The sequence below is a fragment of the Edaphocola aurantiacus genome (genome assembly GCF_019797745.1).
In the GTDB taxonomy this organism is placed as follows: domain Bacteria; phylum Bacteroidota; class Bacteroidia; order Chitinophagales; family Chitinophagaceae; genus Edaphocola; species Edaphocola aurantiacus.
In genome coordinates this window covers 320,637-333,317 of the sequence record NZ_VOSI01000002.1, presented here as the reverse complement: position 1 = coordinate 333,317, position 12,681 = coordinate 320,637, and the positions used below count along the sequence as shown (strand labels likewise).

Below are 12,681 nucleotides of genomic sequence, written 5' to 3'. Positions count from 1 at the left end.
ATTTAATTTAAAATGAAAATCAATAAAATATTCGGGTTTGCGGGTTTATCTCTGGCATTAGCTTTAGGCGCAACCTCATGTAAGAAATCCTTCCTGGATACCAAACCTACCAACCAGGCGATCACACAAGATGTGTTCAAAAATGTTAGTGGTGCCCGTTCGGTAATTAATGGTATGACCAGAAGACTGTTTGATGCTGATGATCATGATCAGTTCAGCTTGCCTTCAATCAACATGACTTACGAGTTAATGTGTGAAGATATGGGCCTGTCTAATTACGGTTCAAACTGGTTCATCACTTCAGCTGTGCGTTGGAACGATGCTCGTGGTGGTAGTTCTTATCAATGGAGCATTTACTATGCTGTTATCAATAATGCTAACTTTATTCTGCAAAATATTGATGCTGCAACAGGTGAAGAAGAAGAGAAAAATGAAATCAAAGCACAAGCGTATGCATTTCGTGGCTGGGCTTACCTGCAGTTGATTCAATGTTACCAGTTCCCTTATCGCAGCATTGATGGTCAGTATGTTATAGCTAATGGTTCTTCAAGAACTGGTACTATAGGTGCTGCAACTCCTGCTCAGGCGTTAGGTGTGCCTATTTATACAGCTCCTACTAAAGTGGGTAATCCACGCGCTAGTATGAAAGATGTGATTGATCAGATCAATCGTGACATGGATTCTTCTATCGCAAACTTTGAGAAGCCAGGAACACCAGCTCGTCGTGATAAATCTCAGATCAATATCAATGTAGCTAAAGGTATCTATGCAAGAGCTGCATTATATCAACAAGACTGGACTAAAGCAGCTACTATGGCTCATGACGCACGTCAGACCTGGACACTGATGTCTGGTGCTGAATTGCTGAATGGTTTCAACCAGGTTTCGAACAGAGAATGGATCTGGGGTTTAGTGATCAATGCTGAGCAAAATGGTGTTTATGCGTCATTTATGTCTCATATGGATCCAGATCTGAAAGCTTATGCAACAGGTTCTCAAAAAATCGTTGGTAACTCCATATTTAATGGTGGTGGTACTATCGATACTTTCCTGAAAAGAATTCCGGATACAGATATCAGAAGACAATGGTGGTTATCTAATCCATCTGGTATCTATGCTCGTAGAACGCAGAAGAAATTCTATGCAAATTCTAAAACTAGCTTCATTGCGGATTATCCGATGATGAGAACTGCGGAAATGTACCTGATCGAAGCAGAAGCTATAGCACAACAGGGAGGTAATCTGGATAATGCTAAGGCTTTATTAGCTGAGTTTGTGGTTACTCGTGACCCTTCTTATGCAACTACTAACCTGGTAACTAAAAACTCTGTAGTACAGGAAATCTGGCGTCAAAGACGTATCGAGTTATGGGGTGAAGGCTTCAGATATTTCGATGCTAAGCGTCAAATGGCTAAGTTTGATGGTGGTGTGACTTCTTTAGCTGCTATCAACAGAGGTTCTTCTGGGTTTGTAGCTTCTATTATCGGTTCAGATAACATGGTAATTAACGCTACTGATGTTAAGATTAACTGGAGAATTCCTGGATCTGAATTAAATCAGAACCTGGGAGTTTATCAAAATCCATAATAAACTATTATACTTTAATAAAAAGGGCGCCGATACATCGGCGCCCTTTTTATTAAAGTATAATGAACGTTTAATTGGTGGAGAAGAGTTAATTGTGCTCATTTTAAGAGGATTAATGCATGCTTAGTCTTCTACCTTGTCTATACGGTTTCAAGGCTCCTAAATGTGCCAATTTGGCCTTTTTATGATACACGACAGAGGGTATGGCATCCGCATCAAATGTTTATAAGTGTATTTAAGTATCATACAGCATTTATCAGGCTTATAGTGCTGGCTTATTGCTATCAGGTTTACTGTTCTGTTTATGGCCGGACCAGAGTAAGGAAGTATAACACCCTCTTTAGCATTTAGGACTTGATTTTGACTACAAGGGGATCGCTTGCTATTCGTAGAATGCTATATATTGAGGCAAAGACTGTTCTATACTGAAGAAATAGGTGCTAGCTGGATTAATGTACGGCAAAAATGAGAATCATTCATAACTGACTACTAGATACAGAGCGTATCAAATAGCTATTAATAACACACATCGCAGACATTCCTTAATACTTTCTTTTAGACAGAAAAAGGGCGCTATTCTCAAAGAATAGCGCCCTTTTATATTAGCTTTTAATCAGCTTATTTGATAACGATTTTGCTAACAGCGTTTGTTTCGCCAGTAACGAACTCAACTGTATAAGTACCAGCAGCTAAACCAGAAATATCATATTTGAAGTTTCTTGCACCAGCAGTCTGACGACCGTAGTTGTTTGCGCGAACTGTTTTACCAGTGATATCTCTGATAGTTAATACAGCAGTAGTATTTACTTTGAAGTTATAATCAAAAGAGATTTCGCTTGTAGCTGGGTTAGGATATACTACTAAGTTTTCACGCTTAGTTTTAGCCAGCATATCTTTCAGACCTACACCACCGTTCCAGATTACTTTCTGAACGTACAGGTTGTTTTTAGGAACTGCATCGATGTTAGTTGGGTTATTTGCATCACCTAAGCCATAAATTCTCATGAAGAAACCATAAGCTTTACCAGTTACATAAGTATCGTGTGGTCTGCCTTTCAGAGACATTTTACCACTGTCAACCCACATATCCCAATCCATTAACATACCAATGCTGTCAACTGGTAAGTAAGAGAAACGACCAACAATGTTTGGAGATTCTACTGCAGCACTTAAAGTTAATTGGTTTAACCAGAAATACTTGTCAGCAAATGGTACGCCTTCTGCAGCAGCCTCGTCTTCTCTCAGGAAGCGGCTACCAGAATAAACGAAAATAACTTGGTCACCACTACCTAATGCATCTGGACCATTAGTGAACATACCATAAGTACCATAGATACTGTCAGCAGTTGCTCCGTTTGGTGCAGCATAGTCACCGTTACCAGTGAAAGTTTGACCAGCATTGATGCTGATGTTAGTTGTGTTTGTACGGTCAGCCGTATCGGTTAACGGGTTACCGGTTGTGTCGATGAATACGAATGCCTGCAAGTCGATGTCCTGCGCATAAGAACTGAAAGCGCTGATAGTCGCTAACGCTAGAGTAGATAATATTTTTTTCATGCTCTTAAAAAGTTTTTATTGAAGTTAAACAATTTTAATCCAAAGATAAAAAAAAATTAATAGAATGATATAATTTCAACAAAATATTTTCAATGTATTTTTTAAGGTTTACTTTTGCTTAAATTTTAATAATCATGAGTTTAGAAGCAAAAGTAATGGAAGAACTCAAAGCGGCTATGCGTGCTAAAGACGAAGTGGCTTTGCGTACCCTTAGAGCAATAAAGGCGGCAATATTGGTTGAACAAACAGCCAGTGGAGCGAAAGAATCTTTGAGCGAGGCAGATGAATTAAAGTTATTAACTAAAATGTCGAAACAGCGCAAGGATTCTCTGGATATTTTTACACAGCAAAACAGAACTGACCTTGCACAAAAGGAGCAGGAAGAGATTGAAATCATCAATAAGTTTCTGCCGGCGCAATTAAGTAACGAAGAGCTGGAAGCTGAGGTTAAAGCAATCATTGCTGAAGTAGGTGCAACCAGTGCTGCCGACTTAGGTAAAGTGATGGGAGCTGCCTCCAAAAAACTTGCTGGCCGTGCTGATGGCAAATTGATCTCCGAAACAGTAAAAAGACTTTTAGCGTAATATAATAATATATATAGCTCAGAAAGGATATAAAGATTCAAACCATCATTGGTTTGAATCTTTTGTTTTGTGGAACCCTTGTTTTCGTACTTTTGAATCTTTAAAATACCTGCATATTTATGCCCATTGATTTTATATACCTTGTACTTTTGGTATGGTTTATGATGAAAGGATATCGGAAAGGGCTGGTCTTTGCTGCCTTTTCGCTGGCCGCAGTCATCATTGCCATGCTGGGTGCCTTGAAATTTTCTCATAAATTATCCGCTTATTTATTTAATGAGCAATCGTCCTTAAGTCCATGGATACCGATGCTGTCTTATTTAGTCGTATTTATTGCAATAGTATTTATCATTAATATGATCGCACGAACGATAGATAAGGGCCTGAAAACAGTAAAGCTGGGCTGGGCCAATAAAATGGCCGGAGCCCTCGTGTATGGCATTATAGTGACCTTTGTCTGGAGCAGCGTATTGTGGCTGGCCGATAAAGTAAGCCTGATCAAACCGGAAACCAAAGCCGGATCGAAGACTTACGCCATAGTAGAACCCTTTGCTGCTAAAGGTTTTGATATCATTGGTAAAGTATTACCTTTTGTAAAAGAGAGCTATACCGAACTGGGCAGCATGTTTGATAAGGTAAATAATCATCTGCCGTAAATGTGGTTACTGATTGATAATTACGATTCTTTCTCGGATATCCTGGCGGATTATCTGAAGCAGGTGCATCAGAATGTGTGCATGATCCGTAATGATGAGTTGAGTTTGAGTGAAATCATTAAGCTGAACCCGGAGCGTATTATTTTATCACCTGGCCCCAAAGATCCGGAGCATGCAGGGATGACCATGTCTGTGATTGATTATTTTCATGATAAAATCCCTATCCTGGGCGTATGTCTCGGTCATCAGGCGCTGGCACAATATTTCGGCTGCAAGGTCACCAAAGCGCCTTTTCCAGTGCATGGGAAGACGAGTCAGATAAAACATAATGGACAGCATATATTTTCCGGACTATCAAACCCCTTAAAGGTGATGCGTTACCACTCTTTACAGGCAACAGGGATGGAAGACAATCCAGACCTGCAAATCCTTGCCACAACTGATGAGGGCGTTATTATGGCCTTCCGTCATAAGAAGTACTCCTGTACCGGTGTACAGTTTCATCCGGAGTCGGTTCTGACCGAGTCGGGATTAAATATATTGAAGAACTGGGCAAATACTTAAATATAAAGCCGCCACAATTAGTTAAATTTGCCATCATATTTTAATAAAATCAGTGAAGTCGTCATATGAGTGAAATGCAAAGCAACTACGATGAGAGTAGTATTAAATCCCTTGACTGGAAAGAACACATACGCCTCCGCCCCGGTATGTATATCGGTAAGCTTGGTGATGGTAGCAGTATGGATGACGGGATCTACATTCTGCTGAAAGAAGTTGTAGATAACTGTATTGATGAGTATACCATGGGATTTGGTAAGCAAGTCAATATCACTATCCAGGAAGGAGTGATTACCGTAAGAGACTTTGGTCGCGGTATCCCTTTGGGCAAGCTGGTAGATGTAGTGAGTAAGATCAATACCGGTGCAAAATACGATAGCAAGGCCTTCCAGAAATCGGTGGGTCTGAATGGTGTGGGTACCAAAGCCGTGAATGCGTTGAGTTCTTCCTTTTCTGTTACCGCTTATCGTGAGGGAAAATGCAAAACAGCCACGTTTGCAAAAGGAGAATTGCTGGAAGAAGGTAAAGAAACAAAAACGGAAGAAGCGAATGGTACTGAAGTGACATTTACACCGGACAATACGGTGTTTAAGAACTATCACTTCATTATGGATTATGTACAGAACCAGATATGGAATTATTGTTACCTGAACGCCGGTTTAGCAATATACCTGAATGGGAAAAAATACGTTTCCAAAAATGGTCTGCTGGATCTGTTACAGAATAAGACTAATGAAGATGATCTGCGCTATCCGATCGTTCACCTGAAAGGAGAAGATATTGAAGTTGCTATATCACATACCGGAAGTTATGGAGAAGACATCGTTTCCTTTGTAAACGGGCAGCATACAACCCAGGGTGGTACCCATCAGCAGGCATTCAGAGAGGCTTATGTAAAGACCGTAAGAGACTTCTTCAAAAAGGACTATGATGCTTCTGATGTACGCCAGACGATCTGTGCTGCAGTTGCGGTAAAGGTGCAGGAACCGGTATTTGAAAGTCAGACCAAAACGAAACTGGGCTCCCTTACTATAGCGCCCGATGGTCCGTCCATGAAGAGCTTTGTACTGGACTTTCTCTCTAAAGCACTGGATGATTATCTGCATAAAAATGTGGCTGTAGCAGATGCACTGAAGAAAAGAATCGAACAGAGTGAGCGCGAGCGTAAAGAACTTTCAGGTATCCGTAAGATCGCGAATGAGAGAGCGAAAAAAGCCAATCTGCACAATAAGAAATTAAGAGATTGCCGCGTGCACCTTAATGAAGAGGTGAGTGGAAAGAATAAAGAAGCATTGCAGGAAAAGCAACTGACATCTACTATTTTCATTACCGAGGGAGACTCTGCGAGCGGATCTATCACCAAAAGCCGTGATGTAGAATCTCAGGCCGTATTCAGTTTGAGAGGTAAGCCGCTGAACAGTTTTGGCCTTACCAAAAAAGTGGTATATGAGAATGAAGAATTCAACCTGCTGCAACATGCACTGAATATTGAAGACGGTATGGATGGCCTGCGATACAACAACATTGTAATTGCAACCGATGCCGATGTCGATGGGATGCACATTCGTTTGCTGATCATGACATTCTTCCTGCAGTTCTTCCCCGACCTGGTACGTAATGGTCACATCTACATACTGGAGACACCATTATTCCGTGTGCGCAATAAGAAAGAAACCATCTATTGCTACTCAGAAGAAGAGAAGCAGAAAGCAGTGTATAAACTGGGAGGGAAACCAGAGATTACCCGATTCAAAGGATTGGGAGAGATCTCTCCGGACGAGTTCGGTAATTTTATCGGGGACGATATGCGTAAAGATCCCGTATTGATCTCCAAAGATGCACCGATACAGAAACTGCTGGAATACTATATGGGTAATAACACACCACAGCGTCAGAAATTTATTATTGACAACCTGGTTGTAGAAAAAGAAATGATAATGGGTGAAGAAGAGACTGTTAAGGAAGAAGAGATTGCCTAACTAATTAAGATAAAGTAAAAACATAAAGAGGGGATGTTTTCAGACATCCCCTCTTGCATTATGAATTGATGGGTAGTAAATTAATGTTTCATGATTTTGTGATGCAGTTGCAATCCTTCACCATTGATATGGAGCAAGTAAATGCCAGCAGGAATATATGGCACCGGAATGCGTAGCTGATGTCCACTGATGATGCCTTTATACACAATATTACCAAGAACATCGGTCAGGGTAACATTCAAGGGAGCTCCGGTTTGGCTCAGGTCTATGATCAACTCATGTTGCACCGGATTAGGATAAATACGCAAACCGAATTTTGCCATTATATCCTGAACACTATTAGTAGACTGGTTTGTAATCATGATCTCTACAGAATCTTTCAGTGCTGCATTGATTACCGATACCGCCCTTGCATATACCGTACCATTACCCTGAGCGGTGACCAGGCCTGTAGCGGATATGGCAGCAGAGCCGGTTCCCGGAACAATGCTCCAGGTCACATCCTGGTTACTGGTATTAACCGGAGCAAAAGCAACAACAGCCTGTAAAGTGCCAGCAAGCGTATTTATAGTAGCTGGAGCATTATTTGCTATAGATACCTGTAATCCTGTTGGACTGATCAGTTGATTACTGATATTGATTTCAATAGAATCTTTAATGCCGTTATTCGCTGAAGATACCGCTTTCGCATACACGGTGCCATTCGTCTGAGCAGTAACCAAACCGGTAGCAGATATAGTGGCCGTACCGGTACCTGGTACAATGCTCCAGCTTACATTCTGATTAGTCGTGTTGGCAGGAGTGATTGTTGCAATAGCCTGTAATGTGCCCGCATTTGTGTTGATGATCGCCGGTACATTGTTCTGTGTACTTACCGCCAATCCGGTAATATTAACCGTCTGGTTCGTAATATTGATCAGTAAAGAATCCATTTTAGCAGGATCTGCTACAGATACCGCTTTCGCATATACCATACCGTTTGATTGGGCAGTAACCAGTCCCGTTGTACTAATGGTAGCCGCACCATTCACGGGTACTATACTCCAGTTTACAGCCTGATTTATGCTGGATTGGTATACCATAGCAGTTGTCTGCAAAGTGCCGGCATTAGTGCTGATGCTTGCTGCAACACCGTTTTGAGTAGTTACCACTACACTGTCTACAGAAGCACCTGGACTATATTTCTTAACCGTTACCAGGCCGCCATTTACACCGGTACTTTCACAGAAAGCTACAACGGGTGTGCCATTGTCCAGGATCAGGGAATTGTAATTGCCCAATGTTGCAGAAGCTGCTCCCAGAGACACCCATGTGTTGTTGTTCAGCGTATACACCAGCGTTTTATCAGTAGGATTATTCTCCCGGAAAGCTACCGTTGGTACGCCAGCTGCAGTTACTGCAATAGATATATGCTCTACAGCATTAGCAGAAAATAATTGGTTACCTAAGCTGGTCCAGTTGCCTGCGGTATACTTGTACACCGCAATTTTACTGGCATCAGTAGATAATGCGCGATAAGCCATATACAGATTGTTGCTGCCATCTATCGCCAGTGATACCGTAAACTGATTAGAGCTTCCGCCAGAAGTAAAACTGCTGTTGCCGACCAGCTGCCAGGCATCGGAACTGCTCGCGTTAATATGGTTTTTGTATACAGAGTATGCAGTACCGATCTGCACGGCAACATAAACCGTATCATTACTGCCAACCACCATAGCGTGGTTTACCTGATTGCCGGTTACAATAGGGGATGCTCCTACATCTGTCCAGGTACTGCCATTGTATTTCCTGGCCCGCATACCGGAAGCATTATAAGTCACTACAGGATAGTTTGTGGACGGAATGATTTTAAGATTCTGATAGTTGACAACAGCACCGGAAATGGCAACACCTGCATCTGTCCAGGTATTGGTGACAGGACTGAATTTCTTAACAGACATGTTACTACTGTTTGATCCATCCTGAAAACTGTAATAGACTTCTCCGTTGGCATTTACACCAAGTGCATTATATGTGGCAAAACCAGGTGTAACGCCCTGTCCGCCCAGAAAGCTCCAGGAAGTACCATTATACTTCTGAACGGAACCCTGGCTTACACCACCGGCATAATATGATACATAATAGTTGCCGGCATTATCTTTTACAAGATTGGTATAAGATCCGTTTACAGTAGTTAGTGTAGCGCCGCCTACCATATTCCATTGTTGTGCAGTGGCCGGTATAGCCAGGCTTGCTAATGCAGCTCCTGTAAGTAAGATCTGTTTTTTTAGTGATGAATTAAGCGTAAATTTTCTGAACATAAATGATTGTTTGTGGATAAACTTTTAATACGGTTACTCCCCGAACGGGAACGAAATTTCGCCGCAAAGTTATCTTCACCATACTTGCTTCATGTTTGAAAAACGGAATTTTAAAGTGTCATTTTAGAAATATTTATAATGACAATACATTTGATATACAGTAAGTTATAGGTCGTTTATGGCTATCAATAAACAGGTCCGCGATGCTATGCATCGCGGACCTGTTTATATGCAGATAAAATCAACGTTGTATTACAAGCTTCCTGTTCTGCCACCATCCACAGGGATGCTTACCCCTGTAAGATATGCAGCAGCCGGAGAACATAAATAAGCTGCAAGTGAAGCAATCTCTTCCGGTTGACCGAAGCGCTTCATCGGTATCTCTTCAATCATTTCCTGTGCCGCCGCATCCTTATCTATGCCGGTTTTGCTGGCTTTATTATCGATAATGTTGCTCAGGCGTGCAGTTGCAGTTGCACCCGGTAATACGTTGTTTACGGTAATACCAAACGGAGCCAGTTCATTGCTCATTGTTTTAGCCCAGGAAGCTACAGCACCACGAATCGTATTGGATACACCCAGGTTTTTCAAAGGTATTTTTACAGAAGTAGAAATCACATTTACAATACGGCCGTATCCGTCTTTTTTCATCGAAGGAATCACAGCCTGAGTCAGTAACTGATTACAGATAAGATGTTGCTGAAAAGTGTCCAGGAAGGCCTCTGGCTGCGCATCTACAATCGGTCCGGCAGCAGGTCCGCCACTATTATTGATCAGGATATGCACAGGCTTTCCGGCCACATATTCCTGAGCAGTAGCCGCTACTTTCCGGAAATCGCTATAGTCCGCAACAAGGTATTCATGTACCTGTCCTTTACTTGTATCTAATGTCGCAACAGCTGTTTTAAGGCTGTCTTCATTACGGGCAATAAGGGTACAACTCGCACCCAGTAAAGATAATTCTTTCGCAATGGCTAATCCTATGCCTTGGGTACTGCCGCCAACAAGCGCTCTTTTATTTGTCAGATCTAAATTCATGATAATTGTTTTTTATCCCTGAGGGTATAATAATGCGTTTAATTTACCGACCAGTTCTTTTAATAATTCACTGTCGTCTTTGTTTGAGATATTGATGCCTACTGCTTTTAAAGCAAATTCATTCAGCAGGGCAATGAATTTATGTATTGTCGTAACGGAAAACATCCGGGAGTATGAACGGTAATAATACAATGCACGACTCTCCGGGTTATTATAATCATCGGGCACAGAATAGCAGCGATAGGTGCGGTCTGCAAATGTATAGAATGTCGCCATCAACGCAGGCAGAGGGGCACTTTTGGGATTAGCCACAAAATAAGTAAGCATACGGCTTATGCGTACTTTGTCATTAGTGAAAATCATTTTGGGCAGATCCATATAATTATACTCCCGGCTGATGCCCACATAGCGCTCTATCATTTCTGCGGTAAGCTCGGCCATATTCGGCTCATTGATCTTTACCTTCTCCAGTTCATTCGTTATTTTCTGCAGGTCATTGCCCAGGTATCCGGCCAGCATTTCTGCCAGTTCCGCAGATACCTTATATTGTTGCATGGCACCGTATTGCTGTATCCATGCAGGTATATCATCTTCGGCCAGCCTGTTGCTTTTGAAAATAACGGCTTTCTCCTTCAGTGGCTTTACCCATTTGTCTTTACTGTTTGTCTCCTTACCGCGATAATCGATTACCAGTATAGTACTGGCAGACGGTTGCTCGAAATAGGGAATCAGTTGATCGGGCTGGCGCAGCTGGGCAGCCTCCCTTAAGATCACTATAGTATGTTCTGCAAACATCGGGAAGCGGCTACAGGCATTGACTACCTCACTCCATTCGCTGTCCTTACCATACAGGGTAATCAGGTTAAAATCTTTCTGATCTGCATCCAGGATCTGGTTATCAAAATAATCCAGCAGCAGATCTATATAATACGGCTCTTCTCCTTCCAGTAAATAAATATTCTTGTATTGACGAGATTTCAATACCGCCATCAGCCGGTTGAATTCTCCTAAAGTATCTACTTTCTCTTTCGTTGCCTTAGCCATTTTGTTATAACTGTTTGATCATTTTTACATGTGGAATGCCAACTTCTGTAAACTGTGCTCCTATTGCTTCGTAGCCCAGTTTTTCATAAAACGGAAGGGCAGATATACGGGCATGTAATTCGAATGTTTTGTACTGTTTGCTTCTGGCAAATTCTTCTGCAAACCGAATCAGTGCTGCACCTATTCCTTTGCCTTGCTCATCTTCTGAAACCGCCATCTGGCGCAACTTGCCTTTCTGAACCGCAACCGGTGCCAGTAGCAGGCAACCTTTTATGGCTTCATTTTCTTTATAGATAAATATATGCTCATCTATTTCGCGGCTCAGGTCTTCATCATAAAGATTCATGCCCAGCGGTGCACGCAATACTTTTTGTCTTAATACCAGTACTTTTAAATAATCAGGATGCTGACTCCTGATGACGTGCAGTGCTGCAGGATTCATACTTCTAATAATTGTTTTTGGGTAATGACTCCAGGATATTCAGATAGCTTTCATAACGGGAAATGCTGATATCGGCTCCCAAAGACTCTTTCACCGCACAGTCCGGCTCGTTTATATGCAGACAGTTGTTGAACCTGCAATCCGGCATCTTGGCCCTCATCTCAGGAAAGTACTGTGCCAGTTCGTATTGGTCAATATCCACAATCCCGAATTCTTTTACGCCCGGTGTGTCGATAATTTTACCCCCGTTGCTCAGCTCAAACATTTCTGCAAAAGTAGTTGTGTGCTGTCCCTTACCACTCCAGTCAGAAACCTCCTGAACCCTTAAGTCCAGATTAGGCAGGAGCGCATTGATAAGCGTACTCTTACCCACACCGGAGTGGCCGCTGATCAGAGTGGTCTTGCTTGCAAGGTGATCTTTCAGCGTTTGCACACTTGTGGGGTCAGTAGCCTGAATGGTAAATGTAGGATAACCGATCGCTTCGTATAATTGTTTTCTTTCCTCCCATTCGGCAACATATTCTCCCTCTATCAGATCGGCTTTATTAAACACGATGGTAGCGGGAATATGATATGCTTCTGCCGTAATCAGGAAGCGGTCCAGGAAACCGTTAGAGGTGCGCGGGCTATGAATCGTAGCCACTACAATAGCTTCGTCTATATTCGACGCAACAATATGTTTATGGTGGCGGTTATGCGGCGAAGTGCGGACCATATAATTGTGCCGCTGACCGATTTTTGTAATGATTGCGGTACTATCCTGCTCGCTTTCCGGTTGCAGGGTAACCTGGTCACCCACAGCAATCGGATTGGTAGATTTGATGCTTTTATCTATTTTGAATTTACCCCGGGCGCGTGCAATCCACACCTTTCCCGTATCATCTATGGCGGTATAAAAACTTCCTGTCGACTTATATATGATCGCTTCCAATA

At 42.1% G+C, this 12,681-nt stretch carries 11 protein-coding genes; 5 read left to right on the top strand and 6 right to left on the bottom strand.

The window, feature by feature from the left end; translation table 11 throughout:
• Positions 1 to 12 precede the first annotated feature (12 nt).
• Positions 13 to 1,587, top strand: coding sequence for a RagB/SusD family nutrient uptake outer membrane protein (locus tag FTD44_RS06060; RefSeq protein WP_222165624.1), 1,575 nt, complete (start codon positions 13 to 15; stop codon positions 1,585 to 1,587).
• 618 nt (positions 1,588 to 2,205) lie between these two features.
• Here FTD44_RS06060 and FTD44_RS06055 read toward each other — a convergent pair.
• Entirely contained in the window at positions 2,206 to 3,072 is an 867-nt protein-coding gene (locus FTD44_RS06055; protein ID WP_222165623.1) for a T9SS type A sorting domain-containing protein, read from the bottom strand.
• A gap of 206 nt (positions 3,073 to 3,278) precedes the next feature.
• Here FTD44_RS06055 and FTD44_RS06050 point away from each other — a divergent pair, with 206 nt between their 5' ends.
• The 4 genes from FTD44_RS06050 (at position 3,279) to FTD44_RS06035 (ending at position 6,924) form a co-directional block, all read left to right on the top strand.
• Complete coding sequence (locus FTD44_RS06050; RefSeq protein WP_222165622.1) at positions 3,279 to 3,728, top strand: GatB/YqeY domain-containing protein; 450 nt, start codon at positions 3,279 to 3,281, stop codon at positions 3,726 to 3,728.
• A 119-nt stretch (positions 3,729 to 3,847) separates the two neighbouring features.
• The gene (locus FTD44_RS06045; RefSeq protein ID WP_262901661.1) at positions 3,848 to 4,384 is read left to right on the top strand and encodes a CvpA family protein; all 537 of its coding nucleotides are present in this window, start codon (positions 3,848 to 3,850) and stop codon (positions 4,382 to 4,384) included.
• Positions 4,385 to 4,948, top strand: a complete 564-nt coding sequence (locus tag FTD44_RS06040) for an anthranilate synthase component II (RefSeq protein WP_222165620.1) — start codon at positions 4,385 to 4,387, stop codon at positions 4,946 to 4,948. It abuts the gene before it with no gap.
• Positions 4,949 to 5,013: 65 nt separating this feature from the next.
• Positions 5,014 to 6,924, top strand: a complete 1,911-nt coding sequence (locus tag FTD44_RS06035; protein WP_246625358.1) for a DNA topoisomerase IV subunit B — start codon at positions 5,014 to 5,016, stop codon at positions 6,922 to 6,924.
• A gap of 80 nt (positions 6,925 to 7,004) precedes the next feature.
• On the opposite strand, the gene FTD44_RS06030 is transcribed toward FTD44_RS06035, so the two are convergent.
• The 5 genes from FTD44_RS06030 to rsgA all read right to left on the bottom strand — a co-directional run bounded on the left by FTD44_RS06030 (position 7,005) and on the right by rsgA (position 12,679).
• Positions 7,005 to 9,224, bottom strand: a complete 2,220-nt coding sequence (locus tag FTD44_RS06030) for a T9SS type A sorting domain-containing protein (protein ID WP_222165619.1) — start codon at positions 9,222 to 9,224, stop codon at positions 7,005 to 7,007.
• A gap of 252 nt (positions 9,225 to 9,476) precedes the next feature.
• Entirely contained in the window at positions 9,477 to 10,262 is a 786-nt protein-coding gene (locus FTD44_RS06025) for an SDR family oxidoreductase (RefSeq protein WP_222165618.1), read from the bottom strand.
• Positions 10,263 to 10,274: 12 nt separating this feature from the next.
• A complete protein-coding gene (holA, locus tag FTD44_RS06020) occupies positions 10,275 to 11,306 on the bottom strand; it encodes a DNA polymerase III subunit delta (RefSeq protein WP_222165617.1) in 1,032 nt (343 codons plus the stop codon).
• Positions 11,307 to 11,310: 4 nt separating this feature from the next.
• Entirely contained in the window at positions 11,311 to 11,748 is a 438-nt protein-coding gene (locus FTD44_RS06015) for a GNAT family N-acetyltransferase (protein WP_222165616.1), read from the bottom strand.
• A 4-nt stretch (positions 11,749 to 11,752) separates the two neighbouring features.
• A complete protein-coding gene (gene rsgA / locus FTD44_RS06010; protein ID WP_222165615.1) occupies positions 11,753 to 12,679 on the bottom strand; it encodes a ribosome small subunit-dependent GTPase A in 927 nt (308 codons plus the stop codon).
• Between the last annotated feature and the right edge of the window lie 2 nt (positions 12,680 to 12,681).

What these genes read in the sequence shown, in the direction of transcription:
- FTD44_RS06060 (WP_222165624.1), top strand. Translation starts at nt 13, where the DNA reads ATGAAAATCAATAAAATATTCGGGTTTGCGGGTTTATCTCTGGCATTA.
- FTD44_RS06050 (WP_222165622.1), top strand. Translation starts at nt 3,279, where the DNA reads ATGAGTTTAGAAGCAAAAGTAATGGAAGAACTCAAAGCGGCTATGCGT.
- FTD44_RS06045 (WP_262901661.1), top strand. Translation starts at nt 3,848, where the DNA reads ATGCCCATTGATTTTATATACCTTGTACTTTTGGTATGGTTTATGATG.
- FTD44_RS06040 (WP_222165620.1), top strand. Translation starts at nt 4,385, where the DNA reads ATGTGGTTACTGATTGATAATTACGATTCTTTCTCGGATATCCTGGCG.
- FTD44_RS06035 (WP_246625358.1), top strand. Translation starts at nt 5,014, where the DNA reads ATGAGTGAAATGCAAAGCAACTACGATGAGAGTAGTATTAAATCCCTT.
- FTD44_RS06030 (WP_222165619.1), bottom strand. Translation starts at nt 9,224, where the DNA reads ATGTTCAGAAAATTTACGCTTAATTCATCACTAAAAAAACAGATCTTA.
- FTD44_RS06025 (WP_222165618.1), bottom strand. Translation starts at nt 10,262, where the DNA reads ATGAATTTAGATCTGACAAATAAAAGAGCGCTTGTTGGCGGCAGTACC.
- holA (WP_222165617.1), bottom strand. Translation starts at nt 11,306, where the DNA reads ATGGCTAAGGCAACGAAAGAGAAAGTAGATACTTTAGGAGAATTCAAC.
- FTD44_RS06015 (WP_222165616.1), bottom strand. Translation starts at nt 11,748, where the DNA reads ATGAATCCTGCAGCACTGCACGTCATCAGGAGTCAGCATCCTGATTAT.